Here is a 25,772-nt window from a genome sequence, read left to right on the forward strand (position 1 = left end):
GGTCACTTGGCGAGCACTCCGCCGTCCACGGGGAAGTTGCCGCCCGTGACCCAGGCCGATTCGTCGGACGCCAGATAGACCGCACACCAGGCGATGTCCTCGGGCCTGCCGACCCGGCCCAGCGGAATTCGGGCGAGGAGCGCCTCTTGTGCCGCGCCCTCGTGGGCCCCGGCGGACTCGGTCGCGGGAGTGCGCACCATGCCGGGCGAGATGGTGTTCGCCCGGATGCTCAGCGGGCCGCCCTCCACGGCGAGCTGGCGGGTCAGTCCGAGGACGGCTGACTTCCCGGCGCAGTGTGCGATCATGCCGAAGTTCCCGCTGCCCCGGAAGGCGTTCACCGAGGCGAAGTTGACGATCGAGCCGCCGCCGGACGCCTCCAGGTGCGGCCAGGCGGCCTGTACCGGCAGGAAGACCACGTCGACCTCACCCCGCAGGGTCGGCGTCCACTGGGTTTCGAAGTCCATGCCGGAGGCGGGAGCCATGTGCGGGGCGATGGCGCCCGCGGTCACCAGAACGTCGACGCGCCCGTGCCGGACGTACGCCTCATCCGCGAACCGCCTGGCGTCGGCGGGCTCGGCCATGTCGAGCGGTGCGAGCACCGCGACATCCAGTCCACTGTCGTGGGCCAGTTTCCGGGTGTGCTCGGCCGCGACGGGATCGATGTCGCAGCCGACGACGGTCGCGCCCTGCTCGGCGAAGAGCAGCGCGCACCCCTGACCGATCCCGGCGCCCGCGCCGGTGACGAGAGCGACCTTGCCGTGGAGCCTGCCGGTCACGTTTGACCTCCTTGTCCGAGGGCGTCGTACGAGGCCGGGAAGTGCCCCACCACCTTCCTAGTGTCGACACAAGAGCCCGGTCAAGAGTTCTGACGTCATTCATCGGCTCAACTGTCGACAGTCTGCTGAGGATGACCGGAAAAGGAATGGCGCGAGGACGTACACATCGAAATGACAGCCAAGTGACACCTGGGTCATAGAGGACGCTCCTACGTTCCGGCGTCCATGGCGAACAACTCACCTGCGGAGCCGCAGGACCAAGAGATGCACCATGCCTCCGACACCGTGCACCGCCGTCGTGTCATCGCCGTGGGCGGAGCGGTCGCGGCCGTCGCCGGGCTCGGCCTCGCGGCGACGGCGTCCGCGACCCCCGAGAGCCGGGCCGCCGCGGCGGCCCGGCCGACCCGTTCGGCCTCGGCGACAGCGACCGCCGCCGCGTCCAGCAGTGTCTGCTCGCTGACCGCCGAGGTCACCGAAGGGCCGTACGCGCTGGAAGGCGCCCTGGTGCGCACCGACATCACCGAGGGCAAGTCGGGCGTTCCGGTGGAGTACACCTTCACCGTCGTCGACGAGGCCAGCAGCTGCGCCCCGTTGGAGGGCGCGCTGGTGGAGATCTGGCACGCCGACACGCTGGGCGAGTACTCCGGATTCGTCGGACGCAACGGCCACTCGGAGGACGACGACGGCACCTTCCTGCGCGGCGGGCAGATCACCGACTCCAACGGCCAGGCCTCGATCACCTCGATCTGGCCCGGTCACTACATCTCCCGCGCCGTCCACGTCCACCTGCGGGTCCACACCGACGTCACGCTCACCGACGACTCGTACACCGGCGGCGAGATCATCCACACCGGCCAGCTCTTCTTCGACGCCACCATCAACACCCAGGTCCAGCAGCTGTCGCCGTACTCCTCCAACACCACCAAGGAGACCTCGCTCGACGACGACACCGTCTACGACGGCGGCGGCGCCTCGTCCGGTCTGCTGACCCTCACCGCCCTGGGTAGCTCCGTCTCCGACGGCTACGGCGCGACGCTCACCATCGGAGTCAGCGCGGACTGAGTCCCTCCGCCCCATCCCTCCGATGTCCGACAGCCGGCCGCGCGGCACCCCCCGCCGCGCGGTCGGCCCCACTCCCTCTTCTTCCCTCTCCCCGAAGGCCACCTCATGACCGGTACACCTATGCGCCAACCCCGTTTCAGCAGAAGGAAGTTGCTCGCACTCGGCGGCGCGGGCGCGGCGGGACTGCTCGGTACCGCACTTGTGCTGCGCGCCTCGGCGAGTTCGTCGTCGGAGGCCTCGGCGATCACGACCGCCGCCGGGCAGACGCTCGTCGAAGTCCCCGCCGACCCGTCCTTCGTCTTCGCCGCCGACCTGTCCAACAACCACGGCGCGGGCGAGGCCTCCGCCGTCGACTCCCCGTACTGGCTCGGCGCGTACGAGGTCTCCAACGCCCAGTACAAGTCGTTCCTCGACGACTCATCGCGCCCGGCACCGTCGTACTGGGACGGTGCCGACTACCCGTCCGGGAGGGGTGAACACCCCGTCCTGCACGTCTCGTTGGAGGACGCGGAGGCCTACTGCGACTGGCTCACCGGCCAGGCGGACGGCTGGACCTTCCGGATACCCACCGAGGCCGAGTGGGAGAACGCCGCGCGCGGCCCCGAGGCGTACACCTACCCGTGGGGCAACGCCGCCGGGACGGCGTACACCTCCGGAGCGCTCACCAGCAACTACAACTACAACGCCGTGTGCGCGGCCTACTACCTGGCCAACCACGGCTCCACCGAGGCGACGTACAACAACGAGAACTCCACCCGGTACGGCGAGAGCGAGCCCATCTCCGACATCATCGCCGTCACCTCGACCGGCGGGGTGACCGGGTGGATCGACCACTCCACCTGGACCGGGTTCGTCTACACCGACGTCTTCGACGAGCTGACCGCGAGCGGCGGCAACACCTCGGCCGTCGGCGCGTATCCCGACGGGGTCAGCTCCTACGGCGCCTACGACATGGCCGGCAACTGCTTCGAGTGGACCTCCAGCATCATCACGGCCACCAACGGCGCCGAGGCCGGTCAGGAGGTCAACGCCGTACGCGGCGGCTCCTGGTACGCGACCGGCAGAAGCTGCACCACGAGCTACCGCGGCGAGGGCCGCGACGGCAGCGGGGGATATCCCACGGTCGGCATCCGCGTCGCGGCCGACCAGTCGTAGTCGTACGAGCCGTCCATCCATAGTCATCCGCAAGCCCAAGGAGCCGCATGAACCGCAAGAAGCACGCTCGTACGTACCGTGTCGCCGTGGTGGGTGCCACCGGGCTCGCCCTGACCTGCCTGGGCGCCGGGGGACCGGCCTCCGCCACCAGTGGCGACTGCGACGGAAGCCTTTCCTACAGTCGGCTCGACACGTCCGCGACGGCCTCGACCAACACCCGCCACCTCGTCTTCGCGGACGTCGACGGGGACGGTACGACGGACATCGTGGCCGCCAACCTTGACGCCGACTCGGTGACGGTCCTGCCCGGAGAGGGCGACGGGACGTTCTCCACCGGCAGCACATACGCCGTCGGCACCCACCCCTACCAGACGGTCGTCGCCGACTTCGACGGCGACGGGCACCCCGACCTCGCCACAGCCGACTTCGGAGGCGCGCAGGTCAGCATCCTGGTGAACAACGGGGACGGCAGCTTCGGAGCGGCTACGGCTCTGGAGGTGGGCGAGGCGCCGCGTGCCCTGGCCGCGGGTGACCTGGACGGCGACGGCAACGCGGACCTGGTCGTCGCCGAACAGGGCCCGAACGCCGTACGCGTCCTGCTCGGCAACGGCGACGGCACCTTCGACGACCAGGGCGACACCGCGACGGGCAGTCAGCCGCACGGAATCGTGGTCGCCGACTTCGACGGCGACGGAGCGGCGGACGTGGCCACGGCCAGTGTCGGCAGCGACGGGGTGAGTGTCCTGCTCGGCGAGGGCACGGGCGGTCTCGGATCCGCCACCGGGTATGCCACCGCCTCCCGGCTGTACTCCCTGGCCCACGGCGACTTCGACGGCGACGGCACGACCGATCTTGCCACCGTCAGCAACGGCTCCAACACCCTGGACGTCCTGCTCGGTGAGGGAGACGGGACCTTCGAGACGGCTGCCGAGTACGCGACACCGAGCCTGCCCGTCGCCGTCGGCACCGCCGACCTGGACGGAGACGGCACCGCGGACGTCCTCGTCTCGTCCCTCAAGGGCAACTCCGTCACCCTCTTCCAGGGCTCGGAGACCGGCGAACTCACCCAGCTCGCCGAGCTCTCCGCGACCGGCGCCTATGACGCGGCGGCTGCCGACCTCGACGGTGACGGTGTACGCGACATCGCGGTGGCCAACAGCAGTGCGGGCCAGGTCGACGTCTTCAAGGGCGCCTGCTCCTGAGCGCTCCCGCACCGCGGGACCGCGGTGGGCCCGGCCCGTCAGGGGCGGCTGGTCAGATATCCGCCCATGGAGGTGAAGTACTCCGTCGCGGACAGCTCCCGGCCGTCCTCGGTCCGTACGCGTGTGATGGCCAGGCCGTGGTTGCGGCCGGTGCGCGCGTCGGCTCCGGCGACGATCACCACGCCGTCTCCCTCGCGGTAGAAGATACGGCCGGGCGTACCGCCGTAGCGGGCCTGGGACACCACGGCGGCGAGGACCTCGAGTCGCTTGCCCTTGTGGAAGGTGAAGGCGCTGGGGTACGGCTCGGACTGGGCGCGGACCAGGCGCTCCAGGTCCTGGGCCGGCCAGGTCCAGTCGATGCGGATGTCCTCGGCGGCCCGCTTGTGGAAGAAGCTCGCCTGGGAGCGGTCCTGCTTGGTGAACTCCGTCTGGCCGGCGGCGATGAGCGCCAGTGCGCCGACGGTGACCGGGGCGATGAGGTCGACGGTCTTGTGGAAGAGGTCGGTGGTGGTGTCCGTCGGTCCGACCGGTACCGCCTCCTGCCGGACGATGTCACCGGCGTCGAGTTCGTCGTTCATCATGTGCGCGGTGACGCCCACTTCGGACTCGCCGTTGATCAGGGCCCAGATCAGCGGGGAGAAGCCGGCGTACTTCGGCAGCAGCGAGTCGTGCACGTTGAGTGTGCCCCGGCGCGGCAGGTCGAAGATGCGCGGGGGAATCCACGTACGCCAGTTGTTGGCCACGATGATGTCCGGGTCGGCCTCCTTGAGGCGCTCGAACAGCTCGTCGTCGTCAGGGCGGTTGCGGATCAGCACCGGGACGCCGTGCTCCTCGGCGAGGTCGGCCACCGAATCGCTCCAGATCTTCTCGTACGCGTGCTCGCTCTTGGGGTGCGTCACGACAAGCACCACGTCGTGTTCGGAGTCCAGGAGAGCTTGCAGGGTGCGGTGCCCCCAGGTCTGGTAACCGAACATGACGACCCGCATGGGGTTCCTCCTCGAAGCAGGGGGCTGACCAGCGGTCAGTAAAGCAAGGCTTACCTTAGTTTACAACGGCTGTACATAGCACCCCAGTTGGCGGGCCTTGATGTCCGTCCGGCACTCGACGTGCCCTATCGACACCTTCACAGGATTAGCTTAGGCTCACCTAAGTTGTAGGTGAGCCGCTCTGTCGGCGTGCCCGCATTTCGCACTTTCCCCCACGCCTGGCAGGCGACTGCCCCGCACAATGGGAGTGACATGTCGCAGGTTCTTCCTGGTGGCGCACCACTGGTCCATGACCTCATCGGCATCGGCTTCGGCCCGTCCAACGTGGCCATGGCGATCGCACTCAGCGAGCACAACGCACGCGCCGGCAGGCAGGAGGCGATCACCGCTCAATTCTTCGAGCAGCAGCCGCGCTTCGGCTGGCACCGCGGCATGCTGATCGACGACGCGACCATGCAGGTGTCCTTTCTCAAGGATCTGGTGACGCTCCGGAACCCGGCCAGCGAGTTCAGCTTCCTCTGCTACCTCAAGAGCAAGGGACGGCTGATCGACTTCATCAACCACAAGAGCCTCTTCCCGCTGCGGGTTGAGTTCCACGACTACTTCGAGTGGGCCGCGGCCAAGGTCGACGACATGGTCTCCTACGGCCATGAGGTCGTCGGGGTCACGCCTTTCGTCCGTGACGGAGTCGTGGAGTACCTGGACGTGACGGTCCGGTCGGCGGAGGGGCTCGCGGTCCACCGGGCCCGCAACCTCGTCTTCGGCACCGGGTTGCGCCCCCTCATGCCGGAGGGCGTGGAGCGCGGCGACCGCGTCTGGCACAGCTCCGAACTCCTGGCGAAGGTCGACGGGTTGGAGGGCAGTTCGCCCGACCGGTTCGTCGTCGTGGGCGCCGGGCAGAGCGCCGCCGAGAACGTCGCCTACCTGCACCGCCGCTTCCCCCGGGCCGAGGTCTGCGCGGTCTTCTCCCGCTACGGCTACAGCCCCGCCGACGACAGCAGCTTCGCCAACCGGATCTTCGACCCCGGGGCGGTCGACGAATACTTCGCCGCGCCCGAGGACGTCAAGCGCCGGCTGATGGACTACCACGGCAGCACCAACTACTCCGTGGTGGACATCGACTTGATCGACGACCTGTACCGGCAGATGTACCAGGAGAAGGTGCTCGGCACCGAGCGGCTGCGCTTCCTCAACGTGTCCCGGCTGGCCGACGTCAAGGAGAGGCCGGACATGGTCCGTGCCACCGTGAAGTCCCTCGTCACCGGCGAGGAGACTCTCCTGGACGCGGACATCGTGGTCTTCGCCACCGGCTACAGCCAGGCCGACTCCCTCGGCCTTCTCGGCGAGGTCGCGGACCGCTGCCTCCGCGACGACGAGGGCCGCGTCCGCGTCGAACGTGACTACCGCATCACGACGGATCCCGACCTGCGCTGCGGCATCTACCTGCAGGGCGGCACGGAGCACACGCACGGCATCACGTCGTCTCTGCTGTCCAACACCGCCATCAGGGTCGGCGAGATCCTGGACTCGCTCCTCGACCGGGGCCTCAAGCCCGCTTCGGACGAGGCCCGGATGGTCGCCGACGGAACCGGCAGCACCGCCGGCTAGGCCGCTCACCGGTTCGCCCCCCACACCGCCGCGCTCCGCCCGGTGCACCGCACCGGGCGGGCGCGGCAGCCCTGTGCAACCCCGTGAAACCAAAGGGATAACGTACGTCGACATGGGCATGACTGCAGTTGAGCGCCTCGCGCCCAGGGGCACAACAGAGGCCCGTCGTAGGCGGGTTGTGGGTTTGGGCATGCTTGTGGTGATCCTCGTGACCGCGGGGGCGGTGTCGTTGGCTGTCGGTGCACGCGCGTTGAGCCCCGGCGAGGTGTGGCACGGGTTGTTCGCGGGACCGCAGGACTCGGACCAGCGGCTCACCGAGATCAGGCTCATCGTGCAGACCGTGCGGGTGCCCCGGACGGTGCTCGCGATCGTGGCGGGTATCGCGCTGGGGGTCGGCGGAGCCCTGATCCAGGGGTACACCCGCAACCCGATCGCGGACACGGGCTTGCTGGGGGTGAACGCCGGCGCCTCGTTCGCCGTGGTATCGGTGATCGCCGTGTTCGGGTTCTCCAACCCGTTCCAGTACGTCTGGTTCGCCTTCCTCGGGGCGGCGGTCGCCGGTGTCGTCGTGTTCGGTCTCGCGAGCATCGGACGGGGGGCGGGCAACCCGTTGACGCTCGCCCTTGCCGGGCAGGGGATCACGGTGTTCCTCGCGGCGATGACCACGGCGGTCGCGCTGTCGGACCAGGCGTCGCTGAACGCGCTGCGGTTCTGGAACGCGGGCTCCGTGGCCGGCGTCGGATTCGACGTCATCTGGCCGGTGACCGCGTTCATCGCTGCCGGGTTGCTGCTGGCGCTGACCACGCTGCCCGCCATCAATCTGCTCAACCTGGGGGACGACGTGGCGCGCGGGCTGGGCGTGAACCTCGCGCTGAGCCGGACCATCGGCATCGTCGCCATCACCCTGCTGGCGGGCGCGACGACGGCGGCGTGCGGCCCCATCGCGTTTCTCGGGCTCATGGTGGCCCACATGGCCCGGTATCTCACCGGGCCGGACTATCGCTGGCTGGTGCCGTACGCGGGTCTGCTCGGCGCCATCATCCTGCTGGTCTGCGACATCGTGGGGCGCCTGGTGGTACGGCCGGGTGAGTTGGACGCGGGTGTCGTCGTCGCGCTCCTCGGCGCACCGTTCTTCGCGGTTCTGGTGTGGCGCGGAAAGTTCAAGAACGCATGAACGGGACGGACTTGAAGCCATCGGTGGCGCCGGGCGTGCGGCTCGGCCACGTGTCGTTCGTGTGGCGGCCCTGGATCGTGTTGGTCACGCTGCTGTTGGCGGCGGCGACCTTCCTGATGTTCTGCGTGTCCATCGGTGTAGGGGACTTCCCCATCGCCCTGCCTCAGGTGATCTCCACGATCCTGGGCCAGGGCGAGCGGGTCGACGAGTTCGTGATCATGGATCTGCGGATGCCGCGTGCCCTGGCCGGGCTCATCGTGGGGATCGCGCTGGGGGTGTCCGGGGCGATCACGCAGTCCATCGCGCGCAATGCGCTGGCCAGTCCGGACATTCTGGGGGTCACCGGGGGAGCCAGCGCGGTCGCGGTGTTCCTGGTGACGGTGTCGGGCGGGACCGCAGCGGCGATCGTCAACTCCGTGGGCCTGTCCGCCGCAGCGCTCGCCGGTGGTCTCGGCACGGGTCTGCTGGTGTACTTCCTGGCGTGGCGGCGCGGGATCGACGGCTTCCGGCTCATCCTCATCGGCATCTCGGTGAGCGCCGTGATGGAGGCGATCACGACCTGGCTGCTCGTCACGGCCGACATCAGGGACGTGGCCCGCGCCCAGGCGTGGCTGGTCGGCTCACTGGACGGCCGGTCGTGGGACGAGGTCCGGGTGGCGTTCTGGTGCACCCTCGTCCTCCTGGTCGTCGTGTCCTGCGTCGCGTTCCAGTTCAAGCCGATGCACTTCGGCGACGAGGTCGCCGCGGGCCTGGGCGTCCGGTACACGATGGTGCGGGCGGTCCTGCTGCTGTGCGCGGTACTGCTCGCCGGTGTGGCGGTGGGCGCCGCGGGTCCGGTGCCGTTCGTCGCGCTGGTGGCGCCGCAGGTGGCGATGCGTCTGGCGAGGTGCCCCACGCCGCCGATGGTCGCCTCCGGACTGGTGGGAGCGCTGCTGCTGATCGGTGCGGACCTGGTCGCGCGCACAGCCCTGCCCATCACTCTCCCTGTCGGCGTGGTGACCGCGGCGATCGGCGGTCCCTTCCTCGTCTATCTGTTGGTGCGGGCGAACCTCAGATAGCTGTTGGCTGCTAAAAAGGTTAGGCACACCTAAATACGAGGGGGCCCTGTGGTCGCTCAGAACGTCACCGAGATCGAGTCCGTGGCCCAAGGCGTCTCACGGCTGGCAGCCAGGGGGGTCACGGTCGGGTACGGCGGCCGGATGGTCATCGACGATCTCGACGTGGCGATCCCGCCCGGGGTGATCACCACGATCATCGGCCCCAACGGCTGTGGGAAGTCGACCCTGTTGCGGACCCTGTCGCGGCTGCTCAAGCCGGCCAAGGGGACGGTGGTCCTGGACGGCGACGACATCGTCAAGCTCAAGACCAGGGACGTGGCGAAGAAGCTCGGCCTGCTGCCGCAGGCACCGGTCGCGCCGGAGGGGCTGACGGTGTCCGACCTGGTCGCCAGGGGACGCCATCCGCACCAGAGTTGGCTGCGACAGTGGTCCTCGGACGACGCGGCCGTCGTGGAGCGCGCGCTGGCCATGACCGGGGTGTCCGATCTGGCCGACCGCCCGGTCGACTCGCTGTCGGGCGGACAGCGCCAGCGCGTCTGGATCTCGATGACCCTGGCTCAGGGAACCGACCTGCTCCTGCTCGACGAGCCGACCACCTACCTGGACCTGGCGCACGCGATCGACGTGCTCGACCTGGTGGACGACCTGCACGAGTCGGGGTGCACCGTGGTCATGGTGCTGCACGACCTCAATCTGGCCACGCGCTACAGCGACAACCTCATCGTGATGAGGGAGGGGTCGATCCTGGCGCAGGGGCATCCGCGTGACGTGATCACCGCCGAGCTGCTGCACGAGGCTTTCGGGCTGCGGGCCAAGGTGATTGACGATCCGGTGGGCGACCGGCCGCTCGTCGTGCCGATCGGCCGCGCGCACGTCCAGCTCGATCAGTCGGGGCACAGATAAAACACAAGTTCAGGCACAAGTAAGGCTAGGCTAGCCTCACTTGGGGCGATAAGGTTTGCCTGCCCTCAGGAAAGGGCGCAGTGGACGGCGCGAGAGCAAGGGATTTCCGGATGCAGCTCCATCGAACAAAGCTGATGAAGCCCTCGCGGCGACTGGCGGCGGTACTGTCCGCCGTGGCCCTCGGTGCCAGCCTCCTCGCGGGATGCGGTTCGGACTCCGCGGACGAGACGAGTGACAAGCCCTCGTCCACCACCGCGGCCGGCGTCTTCCCGGTCACGGTGGAGCACGCGTTCGGATCCACGAAGGTCACCAAGGCTCCCGAGCGGGTCGTCACCGTCGGCTACACGGACGACCAGACCGTCCTGGCCTTCGGCATCAAGCCGGTCGGCATGGTGGACCAGTACCCGAACCCCGCGGGCCAGAGCCCCGACATCAACACCCAGTGGCCCTGGGTGAAGGAGCAGTGGGGCGACACCAAGCCCGAGGTCATCATGAGCAACGGTGACTCCGGCCCCAACTACGAGAAGATCGCCGCCCTGCGGCCGGACCTGATCATCGCGGTCTACTCCGAGGTCGACCAGGCCGCCTACGACAAGCTCTCCCAGATCGCCCCGACGGTGGGCCGCACCAAGACCGAGAAGGAGCTGTTCAGCGCGCCCTGGCAGGACAACGCGCTGCACATCGCCAAGGCACTCGGCAAGGCCGAGGAGGGCGAGAAGATGGTGGAGGGCATCCAGGGCCAGCTCGACGCCGCCAAGGCGGCGCACCCCGAGTTCGCGAGCCAGACCGCCGTGGGGCTGTCCTGGTACGAGGACTCGGTGGCGCCGTTCACCTCCACCGACGTCCGCGGACGGCTGCTGACGGGGATCGGCTTCAAGTACCAGACCGAGATCGACAAGATCGCGGACGGCAGCTTCTACACCAAGCTCTCTCCCGAGCGCGTCGACCTGGTGGACGTCGACCGCATCTTCGTCATCAACGACAAGGCGGACACGGACGCGCTGAAGAAGTTCAAGCTGTTCACCAACCTGGACGCCGTCAAGAACGGCAAGGTGTCGTACCTGCTCGACAGCGAGGGCCCGGCGATCGGCGCGGCCATCTCCCAGGGCACCCTGCTGTCCATGCCGTACGCGATCGACGAGCTCGTCAAGTCGGCGGCCGGCTAAAGATGTTGATCGACGCGACCTGCGCCCGGCCTGCAATGGCCCGGGTGTGAGCGGCACGGACACGGGCGTCGCCCCGGCGGCCCTGCGTACGGCTACCGGACGCGAGGCGTCCCGGTGGGTCGCGGCACACTGCCGCGAGGTGCCGGGGCTGACGGCGGCCACCGTGTTCACCACGGTGGCCGGCGCGGCGCTCCAGGTGCTCCCGGTGCTGCTGCTCGGCCGGGTGGTCGACGGAGTGGTCGAGGGCGAACCGCGCTCGGTCCTGGTCACGGTCGGGGCGTTGATGGTGGCCGCCGCGCTGCTCGGCGCGGCAGCCACCGCGGTGTCCACCTACCTGATCGGGCGGTTGGGCGCCGATCTGCTCGCGCGGCTCCGGGAAGGCGCCGTCCGGGCGGTACTGGGTATGCCGAGCGCACGGATCGAACAGGTCGGCCGGGGAGACGTGCTGTCCCGGGTCGGTGACGACGTGGCCGTACTGTCCAGGGGCATCCGAACGGCCATCCCCACGGTGTTCTCGGCGGGAGTCCTGGTCTTCATCGCCACGGTCGGCATGTTCGGCCTCGACTGGCGGCTCGGCCTGGCGGGCGCCGGTGCGCTGCCCGCGTACGGGCTGGCCCTACGTTGGTATCTCCCCAGGTCCGCCCCGCTCTACCGGAAGCAGCGGGTGGCCCAGGCCGACCGTGCGCAGGCGCTGATCAGCGGTCTGAACGGGATAGACACCGTCCGTGCGTACCGTCTCGAGGACGCCTTCCGCGAGAAGGTCACCCGTGAGTCGTGGCGGGTGCGCGATCTCGGCATCGAGGTGTTCCGGTTCTTCGGCCGGTTCGTCGGCAGGGAGAACCGCGCCGAGTTCATCGGCCTGGTCCTGATCCTCGTGGTCGGGTACGCCCTGCTGGAGGCCGACGCCGCCACCCTGGGTGAGGTGTCGGCGGCCCCGCTGATGTTCCACCGGCTGTTCACCCCGCTCGGGGCCATCATGTTCACCTTCGACGAAGCGCAGAAGTCGGGCGCGAGCCTGACCCGGCTGGTCGGGGTGCTGGGGGAGGACGCGGAGGACCGGCTGGTGGGCGACTCGGCCGTCGCGTCGGCGGACGCCGTGTCGTACCCGGTGACGGTGGAGGGGCTGACGTTCCGTTATCCCGACACCGAGGAGCCGGTCCTGTGGGACGTCGACCTGACGATCCCGGCAGGCGGATCGCTCGCGCTGGTGGGCGCGACGGGCGCGGGCAAGTCGACCCTGGCCGCGCTGATCGCCGGCATCGGAACCCCACAGGCCGGATCGGTGCGCGTCGGGACGACCGACCTCGCCGGTCTGGACGAGGCCGGAGCCCGGGCCCTGGTGAGCATCCTGACGCAGGAGACGCATGTGTTCGCCGGGCCGCTCGCCGACGACCTGCGGCTGGCCGCGCCGGAGGCGACCGACGCCGAGCTGATGGAGGCGTTGCGCACCGTCGGCGCCGACGGGTGGGTCGACGTGCTGCCCGACGGGCTGAACACCATGGTCGGCGAGGGTGGCGAGCGCCTGGACGTCACCAAGGTCGCCCAGATCGCCCTGGCCCGGCTGGCGTTGGGCCGGTCGCCGGTGGTGGTGCTCGACGAGTCGACCGCGGAGGCGGGCAGTGAGGGCGCCGCCGAACTGGAGCGGGCCGTGCGGGCCGCGTGCTCGGGCCGGACCACGTTGTTCGTGGCGCACCGGCTGACCCAGGCGATGGCGGCGGACCGGATCGCCGTGCTCGACGCGGGACGCGTGGTGGAGCAGGGAACCCACGAGGAGTTGGTGGCTCTGGGCGGCCGGTACGCGCGGCTGTGGCGGGCCTGGCGAGAGGGCAGTTAGGCAAACCTAACTTAGGTTAGGCTAACTTTCAGTCTGTGAAAGGGTGCTGAGTCTTCGATGATGGAACCGAGCGCTCGTCTCGTACAACTTTCCCCCACACGATTGACCGACGTGCGCCGGCGGACCGGCGACTATTCCGACAGGACCATCACCGAAGCGTGCGCCATCGCGCTGTCGTACTGGGCGACGGGCCAGGGCCCCGACGGCATCGACCTCAAGCCCGGCACTCTGTTCGCCGACGTCCTCGGCTGGATCGACAACGGCGGTGCCGGGCCCGGCAGTTGGCAGGTCGGCGCGGACGGCCGGAGCATCGCCGTCCCGGCGGACATCGGGCCGGCCGATGCGCAACTCGCACTGGACGACCTGGCCGATTTCCCGGACCGGCCCATCGGCACCGTCGGCCCGTCCAGCGTGGCGGCGCGGCTCGCGGCCCTGAGCGAATGGAACGACACCGGCGCCGACCGGGTCCGCCCGACCATCGTGGAGATGTTCCGTGAGCAGGCGCGGAACAGGCCGGACGCCGTCGCCATCGTCGACGAGCACCGGTCCCTGACCTACCGTCAGGCAGCCGAGCGGTCCAGCCAGTTGGCCCACCATCTGATCGAACGCGGACTCACCGCCGAACAGGCCGTCGGCATCTCGCTGGGCCGCTCCGCCGACATGGTGATCGGCCTGCTCGCCGTGCTCCAGGCGGGGTGCGCGTTCGTGCCGCTCGATCCGCAGTGGCCCGCCGCCCGCCGAGCCGTCGTCATCGAGGACGCCGGGGTCGTGCTGCAGCTCAACGACTCGGGCGAGCACGACTCGGGTGAACCGGAGGCCGTGGCCGTCGACCTCGGCGACTGGCGGTTCGGTTCCTACCCCGTCGAGGGGACCGGGGTCACCGTCCTCGGCAACGCCCTGGCGTACGTGATCTTCACCTCCGGTTCGACCGGCCGCCCCAAGGGCGCGATGATTCGGCACGAAGCGATCAGCGAGCGCCTGCTGTGGCAGGTCGACGAGATCCTGGGCTTCGGCCACGACGACGCGTCACTGTTCAAGGCGCCGTTGTCCTTCGACATCTCCGTCAACGAGATCTTCCTGCCGCTGGTGTGCGGCGGCAGACTGGTGGTCCTGCGGCCCGGCGGCGAACGCGACCCGCACCACTTGCTGAGCGTGATCGCCGAACAGCGCGTCACCTTCACGTACTTGGTGTCGTCCATGCTGGACGTGCTCCTTGAGATCGCGGGCGACTCCGGGCAGTTGGACAGCCTGCGGCACGTGTGGTGCGGCGGCGAGGTGCTGACCCCGGAGCTGTACGAGCGGTTCCGCACCCGGCTCGACATCCCGATGTACCACGGCTACGGCCCGGCCGAGACGACGATCGGTGTCTCGCACGTCATCTACCGGGGTGCGGCGGAACGCCTGTCGACCTCGATCGGCAGGGCCAACCCCAACACCCAGTTGTACGTGCTGGACGACGAGCTGCGCCCGGTCCCGGTCGGGGTCGGCGGCGAGCTGTACGTGGGAGGGTTCCTCCTGGGGCGCGGCTACGTCAACGCGCCCGGCCTGACGGCGTCCCGGTTCGTCGCCAACCCCTTCGCCGGGGACGGGTCCAGGCTCTACCGGACCGGCGACCTCGCGCGGTTCGCCCCGGACGGATCGCTGGACTTCCTCGGCCGGGCCGACAACCAGGTCAAGATCCGCGGTATGCGGCTGGAGATCGAGGACGTCGAGGTCGGTCTCGCCGAGCATCCCGGCGTACGGCACACCTGCGTCGTCGCGAAGAAGAACTCGGCGGGCGGCACCTACCTCGTCGGGTACGTGATCCCGGCAACCGGCAGCGAGGCCCTGCGGGCGGTCGAGGTCAAGGCGTGGGCCGCCGAGCACATGGTCGAGTACATGGTGCCCGCCCACATCGTCGTGATGAAGGAGTTCCCGCTCACCGCGAACGGCAAGCTCGACCGGAACGCGCTGCCGGAGCCCGCCGTCGGGACGGGCTCGATCGTCCCGCCCAGCACCGAGAACGAGCGCGTGGTGTGCGCGGCGATCGCGGTGCTGCTGCAGCTGGACGAGGTCGGTGTCGACCAGGACTTCTTCCAACTCGGCGGAGACAGCATTCTGGCGATCTCGCTGCTGAGCGCGCTGCGCGACGCGGGTCTCTACGTCACGACACGGCAGATCTTCAGCAACACCGTGGTGGGGGCGCTGGCGGCGGTGGCGAGCCGTGAAGACGTCTCCACGGTGGACCACGGCGACGTCGGGACCGGTTCCGTCGTGGGATCGCCCATCGTGCAGTGGCTCGGCGAGACCACGGACGCGATCGACGGCTTCGTGCAGTCGGTGGTGCTGAACGCCCCGGCGGAGCTGACCGCCGACGCTCTCGACGCGATCCTCTCCGCCGTGCTCGGGCGGCACGACATGCTGCGCGCCAAGCTGGTGCGCGGCGACCGTTGGAGCTTCGACATCCCGGAGACGGACCAGGCCCTCGCGGGGTGGCAGGAGAGCGACCGACCGCTCGACGAGTGCGTCGCGCTCGCCACCGACGGGCTGGACCCGGCGGGCGGCGTCATGCTGCGTGCCGTCTGGCGCCGCGAAGCACGGCAGCTGGTCGTGGCCGTCCACCATGTGGTGGTCGACGGCGTGTCCTGGCGGGTCCTGATGGAGGACCTGGCCACGGCCTGGCGGCAGTTCACCTCGGGCGCGCCGATCGAGTTGCTCCCGGTGGGCACGTCGTTCCGGCGTTGGACGCAGTTGCTGGAGCGCGCGGCGTTCGACGCGGAGAGCGCCTACTTCTGGCGTCCGCTGCCAGGCGCGGACGGGCCGTTGGGCAGGCGTGCGCTGTCCGAAGCCGACACCGTCGCGGGGGAGCGGGTACGGACCGTCTCGGTCGGCCCCGATGTCACGGCCGCGCTGCTGGGCGAGATTCCCGCGAAGTTCCACGCGGGCGTCAACGACGTACTGCTGACCGCGCTCGCCGTCGGCCTCGCCCGGTGGCGCCGCGACCTCGGGCAGCACCAGACGTTCGCGCACATCGAACTCGAGGGTCATGGCCGCGAAGGACAGTTCGTGGCGGGCACCGCCGGCTTCGAGCCGGAACTGTCGCGGACCGTGGGCTGGTTCACCACTCTGTTCCCGGTGACCGTGGACCCCGGCGCGGCGGCCGACTTCACCGCCCCCGCGTACCTCGCGGCCGCGCTCAAGGCGGTCAAGGAAGACCTCGCCCGGGTGCCGGACAACGGCGTCTCCTACGGTGCCCTGCGGTACCTGACCCACACGGAGTTCGACGCGCCCGCACCGCAGGTGCTGTTCAACTACCTGGGCCGCTTCGACGCGGGTGCGTCCGGGGACTGGCAACTCGCCGGTACCACTGGGCAGTTGGGCGAGAAGCGCGACCCGAGGATGCGCCTGCCGCGCGCCCTGGAGTTCAACGCGATCGCCGAACCCGCCTCGACCGGCGAGTACGAACTGGTCACCACCATCTCCTGGCCCGACGGGATGTTCACCGACGAGGACATCGCGACCATCGGCGATTACTTCCGGGGCGCCCTGGCCGCCCTCGCCGCGCTCGACCAAGGCGGCCACTCTCCCAGCGACTTCGCCCTGGTGCCGCTCACCCAGGCCGATGTCGATGTCCTGGACGGCCCCGCGCTGCGGGACATCCTGCCGTTGACCCCACTGCAGGAGGGCCTGTACTTCCACTCGGTCTTCGACGACGACTCGGCGGGCGCCTACGTCGAGCAGCAACTGCTCACGCTGGACGGCGAGGTGGACGCCGGTCGGCTCGCGGCGGCCGCCACCCGGCTGCTCACGCTGTACCCGAACCTGGCCGCGCGGTTCGTGGCCCTCACCGACGGCCGTGTGGTCTCCGTACTGGAGAGCGGAGTGCAGGCGCCCTTCACCGTCCTGGACCGTCCCGGAATCACCGAGGACGAGATACGCGACCACGCCGAGCGGGACCGCCGCGCCGGGTTCGACCTGGCCACCGGACCGCTGATGCGGTACACGCTCATCCGCGCGGGCTCCGGCCGGAACGTCCTGGTACAGACCGTGCACCACATCATCGCCGACGGCTGGTCGGTGCCGCCGATGCTCCGCGCGCTGCTGACCGAGTACCACGCACCGGGGACCGTGTACCCGACCGGCGGCTTCCCCGACTACGTGCGCTGGCTCGCCGAACGCGACGACGACGAGAGCGACCGGGTCTGGCGCGATCAGCTCGCCGAACTGCCCGGCCCCTCTCTGGTAGCCGAGGGGCACACCCCGTCCGACCGGTTCGCCGACACCGCCGTGGAGCCCGGGGACGGCATCGACGCGGCCGTCCGGTCGGCCGGTGTGCCGCTGAGCGTGGCCGTGCACAGCGCCTGGGCGGTGACCCTCGGCGGCATCCTGCACAGCAGCGACGTGGCGTTCGGTTCCACCGTGTCCGGGCGCGACGCGGAGGTGCCCGGCATCGAGCACATGGTGGGACTGTTCATCAACACGATCCCCGTACGCGCCCGGTGGGCCGGCACCACCACGGCGCGCGAACTGCTCGCCTCGGTACGGGAACACCAGAGCGCGGTACTGCCGCACCAGCATGTCTCACTGGCGAGGATCGGCCGCAGGGCCGGCGCCGGCCCTCTGTTCGACACCCTGGTGGTGTTCGACGTCGCGACCGATCTGGACGCTCTACGGGGGCCCGACGACACGCTGGTCATATCCGGCATCGTGAACGAAGGCGCCCCGCACTACCCGTTGACGCTGGTGGTGGAGCGCGCGGTCGACGGCCGTCCGCGCTTCAACCTGATCTACGACGGCGAACTGCTGGGGGAGGCAAGGGCCCAGGAGATCCTGCGCACGTTCACCCGGAACCTCACCGGCCTGCTCACCCGGCCGGAGGCCCTGGTCGTCGACCTGGTGGCCCTGGTCGACGACCAGGTGCCCGAGGGCGACCGGTCTTCCGCGCTGGTCACCCCGACGACCTTGGGCGGGCTGTTCGACGCCGCCGCGAATCGCGACCCCGCAGCCACCGCCGTCACCCAATGCGCTCTCGACGGCGGTACCCGGTCACTGACCTACGGCGAACTGGCGGACGCGAAGAATGAGTTGGCCTCGGCCCTGCGCGCGGCCGGTGTCGGACCGGGCAAACGGGTCGCCGTAGCCATCCCCGCTTCCCTCGAACAGGTCGTCGCCCTCGTCGCGATCGTCACCGCGGGCGGCGCCTACGTGCCGCTGGACCTGGCGTACCCGGACGAACGGCTGGAGTACATCCTCGCCGACGCCGCTCCGCAGGTCGTGCTCGTGGACCGTGCGCAGCGGGACCGCTTCACGGAACTGCTGGCCAGAGCAGGCGTGCCGGCCCGCGTGCTCGTGCAGGGGGACGAACTGCCGCTGGACACCACCGAGCCGGAGGTCGGCCCGCACGACCCCGCGTACGTGATCTACACGTCCGGATCGACCGGCAGGCCCAAGGGTGTCGTCGTCCCGCACTCCAGCGTGGTGACACTGCTCGCGAACACCCGGCCCGACATGGACTTCGGCCCGCACGACGTGTGGGTCCAGTTCCACTCCTTCTCCTTCGACTTCGCGGTCTGGGAGCTGTGGGGCGCTCTGGCGCACGGCGGTGAACTGCTGGTGCCGGAGTACGGGTTGACGCGCTCCCCGGTCGACTTCCACCGGCTGGTCCGCGAGCGCGGAGTGACCGTGCTCAACCAGACCCCGTCGGCGTTCTACCAGTTCATCGAGGCCGACCGGCATGCGGGCGAGCCGGTCACCGCACTGCGCCGGATCGTCTTCGGAGGCGAAGCGCTGGATCTCGGGCGGCTGCGCGGCTGGGTCGAGCGGCACGGCACCCGTTCGCCCGAGCTGGTCAACATGTACGGCATCACCGAGACGACGGTCCACGTCACCCACCGGGTGCTGACCGACGCGGACTTCGACCTCGGCGACGACGTCAGCCCGATCGGCGGTCCGATTCCCGGCCTGGTCATCCACCTGCTCGACGACCGGCTCCGGCCGGTGCCGCCGGGCCGGGTGGGTGCCATCTACGTGGCGGGCGACCAGGTGTCGCTCGGCTACCTGGGTCGGCCCGGGCTCACCGCGGGCCGGTTCGTGGCGAACCCCTTCGTGGGCGACGGCTCTCGCATGTACCACACGGGCGACCTCGCCCGCCGTACGCTCGCCGGTGAGCTGGAGTTCACAGGGCGCGCCGACGATCAGGTCCAACTCAAGGGATTCCGGATCGAGTTGGGCGAGGTGGAGTCCGCGATCAGGGAACTCGACGGCGTGGTCGATGTGGCCGTCACCGTGGCGGACAGCGGCGACCACCTGGTCGCGCATGTCGTGGGCCGGGTACCCGGCGACTTCGCCGGCCTCCTGTCCGCGAAGCTGCCCGCGCACATGGTGCCCGGGCGAGTGCTGCCGGTCGACGCGCTGCCGTTGACGGTCAACGGCAAGTTGGACCGCAAGGCGCTGACCTCGCGGGCGAATGCGCTCCGCTGGGAGCAGGGTGATGTGCCTGCGGGCCGGTGGGGGCTGGTCGCGCAGTTCCCCGCGCCCCTTACGGGGCGCGATACCGCACCGGACTTCACGAATGCGGCGACTGGGTCCGTGCTCGTCGGTCTCGTCGACATCTTTGCTGCGGCGCTGCCCGGCACCGATGTCGATGCCGACACCGACTTCTTCAGGGCCGGAGGCGACAGCATTGTCGCCATCACCGTGATCAACCGGGCCAGGGCGCTGGGCCTGCCGATCGCGCCACGGGACGTATTCCTGTTCAGGACTCCGCGCGCGCTCGCCGAACACCTGGGCACGCGCACGCCGCAGGCCGTCACGCCCGCGCCGGCCCACCGCGAGGACGGCCCGCTGACGCCGACGCCGATCATCCTGCGTCAGCGCGAACTGGGCGGATCGCTCGCCCGGTTCGCCCAGGCCAGGGCGCTGGTGGCCCCCGAGGGAACCGGGTTCACCGATGCGCAGCGCGCCGCGAACGCCGTCGTGGCCGCGCACCCGGTCCTCCGGCTCCGGCTGCGTGTCGAGCACGGGGTGTGGGCACTGCGTACGGAACCCGTCCGCGAGGTCACGGTCGTACGGACGGAAGCGGCCGGCGCGACGGCTGGCGTTAGGGGCGATGCAACGACTGACGCAACGATCGCGGCGAACGAAGCCGCCGGACGGCTCGATCCCGAATCCGGGGAAGTCATCGCGTTCACGTGGCTCGCGGCGAGCCGGACCCTGGTGGTCGCTGTGCACCACCTCGCCGTCGACTCGGTGTCCTGGCTGGTCCTCCTCGACGACCTGGCCGCCGCCATGCGCGGGGCGGCCCTGGCACCGCCGACCACGTCCTATGCCGAGTACGCCGAAGCACTGGCGATCCAGTCCACCCACGCGATCGACGACCTCGGGCACTGGATCACCACTCTCCAGGCGCCCGCGTTGCTGCCCGCGGCCGAGGGACTGCCTTCGGCCGAGGGACTGCGCGAGACCACCGTCGTGCTCGCGCCCGAAGTGAGCGACCGCCTGACGCGCACCGCGCCCGTCGCACTCGGCGTCGGTCTCACCGAGTTGCTGTGCGGAGCGCTGCGAGCCGCGCTGACACACATTCAGCAATCGCCGACCGATCTCGCGATCGAGCTGGAGCGGCACGGCCGGGTCCCGGTGCGGGAACACCACGACTACACCCGTACGGTCGGCTGGTTCACCGCCATCGCGCCTGTGCGGCTCACGGCGCACACCGACCCCGTCGCGGCGGCGCGCGAGGTCGCCGAACGCCAGCCGGACGAGCGCGGGCACGTCGGCTACGGCCGGCTCAGGTACCTCAACCCGCAGACGGCCCCGCTGCTGAGCGCCCGCCCGCAGGTGCTGTTCAACTACCTCGGCCGGGGCAGCGAGTCCCAGGCGCTGCACCTCGCAGGTGGCGATCAGGACAGCCCGTACGCCGTCGAGGTCAACGCGTGGACCGACGCGGCCACCGGAAGCCTGCACGCGGACTTCACCCTCGCCGAAGGCATCCCCGACGAGATCACCGAGCACTGGCTGAGCGCACTGGAACGCATCGCGGACGCCTCCGCGACGGCCGAGCGCACGGCACCGGTCACCCCGCTCCAGCGGGGCCTGTTCTTCCAGGCCCAGATGGCGGGCTCGGCCGGACACTACGTCGCGCAGAACTACTTCACCTTCGACCGGCGTCTGGACACCGACGCGCTGGCCGAGGCGATGGCGCACGTGATCGCGCGGCATCCGGTCGTCGGCGCCGGCTTCACCACCGACGACGACGGGAACCCGGTCCAGACCCTCAAGGCGGGCCGGCGGGTCGATGTCCGCACGATCGGTCTGGAGACGGAAGCGGAAGTCGAGGCCTTGCGTGCCCGGGACCGCGACACGGGATTCGACCCGGGTGAACCGCCATTGATCCGGCTGACCGTGGTGCGCCTGCCCGACGGCCGCGACGGCCTGCTGCTGAGCTACCACCTGCTGCTGTGGGACGGCTGGTCCCGCGAGATTATGCTGCGGGACCTGTTCGACGCCTATCAGGCCGTCGTCGCGGGCGAGCCCCCGGCCCCCGCCCCGGCCACGCCGAGCTTCGAGGACTACGCCCGGACACTCGACGCCAAGGACTCCGCCGTATCGGAACGCTTCTGGGCGGAACACCTGACCGGCCTCCCGGGCCCGACGCTGCTTTCCGGACCGGCGCCGTCCCTGTCGGACGACCTGCCGCGGGCGCTCGTACACACGTTGACCGCCGAACAGTCGGAACTGCTGCGCGAAGCGGCCAGGGTGCACGGCGTCACGCTGAACTCGGTACTGACCGGTGCGTTCGGCCTTCTCCTCGGCGCACACACGGGCCGCAGTGACGCCGTGTTCGGCGTGACCGTCTCCGGCCGGGAGGGCGAGGGTCTTTCCGACATCGTCGGCGTACTGCTCAACACCGTGCCCATGTGGACGCGGGCCCGGCCGGACGACACGGTCCGCGAGTACCTGTCGGGCGTGCAGACGGCCAGGGTCGAGGCGATGGAGCACGAGCACCTCGGCCTCGGCGAGATCCAGCGGGCCAGTGGGCACGACACCCTGTTCGACAACCTGTTCGTGCTTCAGAACTTCCTGGACATGGACGCGTTCGCCGAGATGAACGCCAGGCACGGCATCACCTCGGTGAAGGCCGACGACTCCACCCACTATCCGTTCACGTGGGTCGTCACGCCCGGCGAACGGCTCACGGTCAAGCTGGAGTTCCGCGACGACGACACCGCCGGCGCCCGCAGTCTCCTCGACGACTACCTGAGCGTGCTCGAAGACCTGGCCAGGGCGACCGGGCCGGTGGGCGCGCTTCGGGGCCTGGGGCCGGAGCCCGAGCCCACCGAACGCACGGACGTCGGCACGGACACCGTCGTCGACCGGTTCGACCGGGCGGCGGACCGCGACCCGCAGCGGGTGGCGCTCGTCGCCCACGGCTCGACCATGACCTTCGCCCAACTCCGGGACCGCAGCCGCGCGGTGGCCGGTGTGCTCGCCCGGCTTGGCATCGGCCCCGAGATGACCGTGGCTCTCGCGGTCCCGCGCTCCCTCGACTCGATCGTGGCGCTGTTCGCCGTACTGCGCACCGGCGCGGCGTACGTGCCGCTGGAGCTGGACCATCCGGACGAGCGGATCGCCGCGATCGTCGCGGACGCCCGACCGGACGTGATCCTCACCGTGACCGCCGTCTCGCCCCGGCTGACCGGCGACCTGATCGAGCTGGACCAACCCCTGCCCGAGGCCGAGCCGTTCGTGACGTTCGCGCCCGACGACCCGAACCGTCTGCGGCACCCCGCGTACACGATCTACACCTCCGGATCGACCGGGAAGCCCAAGGGCGTGGTGACCGAGTACGCCGGGCTCACCAACATGCTGATCAACCATCAGCGCCGCATCTTCGAGCCGGTGTTGGCCGAGCACGAGCACCGGGTCTTCCGGATCGCGCACACCGTGTCGTTCGCGTTCGACATGTCCTGGGAGGAACTGCTGTGGCTCGCCGACGGCCACGAGGTGCACATCTGCGACGAGGAACTGCGGCGTGACGCGCCCCGGTTGGTCGAGTACTGCCTCGAGTACGGAATCGACGTCATCAACGTGACCCCGACCTACGCGCAACAGCTGGTCGCCGAGGGCCTGTTGGACAACCCGGCACGGCGGCCGGCACTGGTGCTCCTTGGCGGCGAGGCCGTCACCCCGACACTGTGGCAGCGGCTCGCCGAGACCGAGGGGACCGTCGGTTACAACCTGTACGGGCCCACCGAATACACCATCAACACCCTCGGCGTCGGCACCTTCGAGTGCCAGGACCCGGTGGTGGGCGTGGCGATCGACAACACCGACGTGTACGTACTGGATCCGTGGCTGCGCCCCCTTCCGGACGGAGTTCCCGGCGAGCTGTACGTGTCGGGCATCGGCATCGCGCGCGGCTACCTCGGGCAGTCCGCGCAGACCGCGCACCGCTTCGTCGCGTGCCCGTTCGGCGAACCCGGCGAGCGCATGTACCGCACCGGGGACCTGGTGCTCCGGCGGCCCGACGGGAACCTGATGTACCTGGGCCGCACCGACCAGCAGGTCAAGATCCGGGGACACCGGGTCGAACTCGGCGAGGTCGAGGCCGCGTTCGCGGCGCACCCGGCGGTGCGGTTCATCGCCGCGGTCGCCCAGCCCGACCCCGGCGTCGACGGCGCGTACCGACTGGCCGCCTACCTCGTCCTCGACGGCTCCGACCTGGCGGCGGTCGCCGCCGAAGTGGGCGCCGGGCTGCCGGACTTCCTGCGCCCGACGCACTACGCCCAGGTCGACAGCATCCCGCTGACAGTGAACGGGAAGGCTGATACGAAGGCGTTGCCGGAGGCCAAGCCGCTGGGCGCGCTGACCACGGCGGGGGAGCGCGGACCGGAGACCGAGACAGAGACCACGGTGTGCGAGTTCTTCGCCGAGGCACTGGACCTGGACGACGACGAGGTGAGCGCGGTGAGCGACTTCGTGTCCCTCGGAGGGCACTCCATGCTGGCGGTGCGGCTGATCGGGCTGCTCCGCCGGGAGTACGGTCCTGTGATCACGATCCGTGAACTGCTCACCCTGCGAACCCCGGAAGCGATTGCCCGCCACCTCGATGACAACTCCTGACACGCAGCGGCCCCGCCCGGGGTCCGACATCCTCCGGACCGCACTGCGTCGCAATGTCGGCGCCATGGTCTGGGGCACCGTCCTCATGGGCCTCTACCAGGCGGGTGAGACCGCCTTCCCGATCGCGCTCGGCCTGATCGTCGAGCACACGCTGCAGGACCGGAGCCTCGGCTCGCTCGCCCTGTCGATCGCAGGGCTGGCCGTGATCATCACGACCGTGTCGCTGTCATGGCGGTTCGGGATGCGCGTCCTGCAGAAGGCCAACACGACCGAGGCGCACCGCTGGCGGGTGCGGGTCGCGGAATGCGGGCTCCAGCCGGTGGCCAGGGACGTCGACCTCAAGTCCGGCGAGGTGCTGACCATCGCCACCGAGGACGCCGACCAGACCGCCGACATCATCGAGGTCGTGCCGCTGCTGATCAGCTCACTCGTAGCGGTGCTGGTCGCGGCGGTCGCGCTGGGCCTGGCCGACATCCGGCTCGGCCTGCTGGTGATCGTGGGAACCGTCGCGATCCTGTCGATCCTGAGCGTGATGTCCAAGCGGATCGGCGCCAGCACCCAGGAACAGCAGGCCCGAGTGGCGCGGGCCGGCGCGAAGGTCGCCGACCTGATCATCGGCCTGCGCCCGCTGCACGGCTTCGGCGGCAACCACGCGGCGTTCCGGTCCTACCGGAAGGTCAGCACGGAGGCGAAGCACCAGTCGATCACCGTCGCCAAGGTGAACGGCGTGTACGCGGGCACCGCGCTGGCCCTCAACGCCGTCCTCGCCGTGGCGGTGACCCTGACGGCGGGCTGGCTGGCGTTCGACGGCCAGATCACCATCGGGGAACTCGTCATGGCCGTAGGCCTGGCGCAGTTCATCATGGAACCGCTGAAACTCTTCTCGGAGATGCCGAAGTACGTGATGATCGCGCGGGCTTCGGCCCAGCGGATGGCGCTGGTGCTGTCCGCGCCGCAGGTCGCGACCCCGGGGACGCAACTCCCGGCCGCCGGCGGGGACCTCGAGATCGACTGCGTCCGGTACGGGTCCCTGCGCAAGGTGAAGTTCCGGGTGTCCGCCGGCGAGTTCGTGGCGATCGCCGCCTACCAGCCGCGCGCGGCGGCCGACCTGGCGTCGATCCTCGCCATGAACGTGCCGCCCGACGCGTACGAGGGAGTGGTACGGGTCAGCGGGCAGGAGCTCGCGGACCTGTCGATCGAGGCGGTCCGCGAACACCTCCTGGTGAACCCCTACGACGGGGAGATCTTCGCGGGCACCCTCCGTACGAACATCGACCCGTCCGGCACCAGCAGGACGGTCCCCGAGGCCGTCGAGGCGTCCATGCTCACCGACGTCGTCGCCCTCCACCGCGAAGGACTCGACTACGGCGTCCGCGACCGCGGCGCGAACCTTTCCGGGGGCCAGCGCCAACGGCTGTCCCTGGCCCGCGCCCTGGCCGCCGACACCGACGTCCTGGTCCTGCGCGACCCGACCACAGCCGTCGACGCGGTCACCGAACAGCTCATCGCGCGCAACATCGCGAAACTGCGCCGAGGCCGCACCACCCTCGTCCTCACCAGCAGCCCGGCCCTCCTGGACGCCGCCGACCGTGTCCTCGTACTGAACGACGGAGTCATCACGGCAGAGGACACCCACCGCAACCTGCTGGCCAAGGACGAGGCTTACTGCTCGGCGGTGGCGCGGTGACGCGCCCCGTCAGGGGCGCGGGGCCGTGTCGATTTGCGGCTCCGCCGCGTGGGCGCGACTA

The 25,772-nt window shown here is 70.0% G+C and carries 13 protein-coding genes; 11 read left to right on the forward strand and 2 right to left on the reverse strand.

Annotated elements, in window-relative coordinates:
• Window positions 1-2: 2 nt before the first annotated feature.
• On the reverse strand, window positions 3-776 hold the full coding sequence (locus OG246_RS29950) for an SDR family NAD(P)-dependent oxidoreductase (RefSeq protein WP_266470130.1): 774 nt from the start codon (window positions 774-776) through the stop codon (window positions 3-5).
• A gap of 225 nt (window positions 777-1,001) precedes the next feature.
• On the opposite strand from OG246_RS29950, the gene OG246_RS29955 reads away from it, so the two are divergent.
• The 3 genes from OG246_RS29955 (at window position 1,002) to OG246_RS29965 (ending at window position 4,195) form a co-directional block, all read left to right on the forward strand.
• On the forward strand, window positions 1,002-1,838 hold the full coding sequence (locus OG246_RS29955) for an intradiol ring-cleavage dioxygenase (RefSeq protein ID WP_266470132.1): 837 nt from the start codon (window positions 1,002-1,004) through the stop codon (window positions 1,836-1,838).
• A 105-nt stretch (window positions 1,839-1,943) separates the two neighbouring features.
• Complete coding sequence (locus OG246_RS29960) at window positions 1,944-2,993, forward strand: formylglycine-generating enzyme family protein (RefSeq protein WP_266470134.1); 1,050 nt, start codon at window positions 1,944-1,946, stop codon at window positions 2,991-2,993.
• Window positions 2,994-3,040: 47 nt separating this feature from the next.
• Window positions 3,041-4,195, forward strand: a complete 1,155-nt coding sequence (locus OG246_RS29965) for a VCBS repeat-containing protein (RefSeq protein ID WP_266470136.1) — start codon at window positions 3,041-3,043, stop codon at window positions 4,193-4,195.
• Between the two features lie 38 nt (window positions 4,196-4,233).
• On the opposite strand, the gene OG246_RS29970 is transcribed toward OG246_RS29965, so the two are convergent.
• Window positions 4,234-5,181 (reverse strand): methionyl-tRNA formyltransferase, encoded by a 948-nt coding sequence (locus OG246_RS29970; protein WP_266470138.1) that lies wholly within the window; start codon window positions 5,179-5,181, stop codon window positions 4,234-4,236.
• Window positions 5,182-5,433: 252 nt separating this feature from the next.
• Between OG246_RS29970 and OG246_RS29975 the strand changes: the two genes are divergently transcribed.
• The 8 genes from OG246_RS29975 (at window position 5,434) to OG246_RS30010 (ending at window position 25,711) form a co-directional block, all read left to right on the forward strand.
• On the forward strand, window positions 5,434-6,789 hold the full coding sequence (locus OG246_RS29975) for a lysine N(6)-hydroxylase/L-ornithine N(5)-oxygenase family protein (RefSeq protein WP_266470140.1): 1,356 nt from the start codon (window positions 5,434-5,436) through the stop codon (window positions 6,787-6,789).
• Window positions 6,790-6,901: 112 nt separating this feature from the next.
• Entirely contained in the window at window positions 6,902-7,963 is a 1,062-nt protein-coding gene (locus OG246_RS29980; protein ID WP_266470142.1) for an iron ABC transporter permease, read from the forward strand.
• Window positions 7,960-9,021 (forward strand): iron chelate uptake ABC transporter family permease subunit, encoded by a 1,062-nt coding sequence (locus OG246_RS29985; protein WP_266470144.1) that lies wholly within the window; start codon window positions 7,960-7,962, stop codon window positions 9,019-9,021. The genes OG246_RS29980 and OG246_RS29985 overlap by 4 nt, the downstream gene beginning before the upstream one ends.
• Before the next feature lie 48 nt (window positions 9,022-9,069).
• A complete protein-coding gene (locus OG246_RS29990) occupies window positions 9,070-9,924 on the forward strand; it encodes an ABC transporter ATP-binding protein (RefSeq protein WP_266470146.1) in 855 nt (284 codons plus the stop codon).
• A gap of 110 nt (window positions 9,925-10,034) precedes the next feature.
• Entirely contained in the window at window positions 10,035-11,090 is a 1,056-nt protein-coding gene (locus OG246_RS29995; RefSeq protein WP_266470148.1) for an iron-siderophore ABC transporter substrate-binding protein, read from the forward strand.
• A gap of 46 nt (window positions 11,091-11,136) precedes the next feature.
• Window positions 11,137-12,924 carry an ABC transporter ATP-binding protein gene (locus OG246_RS30000; RefSeq protein ID WP_266470150.1) on the forward strand — a complete coding sequence of 596 codons (1,788 nt, stop codon included), beginning with the start codon at window positions 11,137-11,139 and terminating at the stop codon, window positions 12,922-12,924.
• Window positions 12,925-12,981: 57 nt separating this feature from the next.
• On the forward strand, window positions 12,982-24,024 hold the full coding sequence (locus OG246_RS30005; RefSeq protein ID WP_266470152.1) for a non-ribosomal peptide synthetase: 11,043 nt from the start codon (window positions 12,982-12,984) through the stop codon (window positions 24,022-24,024).
• The gene (locus OG246_RS30010; protein ID WP_266470154.1) at window positions 24,011-25,711 is read left to right on the forward strand and encodes an ABC transporter ATP-binding protein; all 1,701 of its coding nucleotides are present in this window, start codon (window positions 24,011-24,013) and stop codon (window positions 25,709-25,711) included. Before OG246_RS30005 ends, OG246_RS30010 begins: the two co-directional genes overlap by 14 nt.
• Window positions 25,712-25,772 lie beyond the last annotated feature (61 nt).

The organism is Streptomyces sp. NBC_00620 (assembly GCF_026341825.1).
GTDB lineage: Bacteria > Actinomycetota > Actinomycetes > Streptomycetales > Streptomycetaceae > Streptomyces.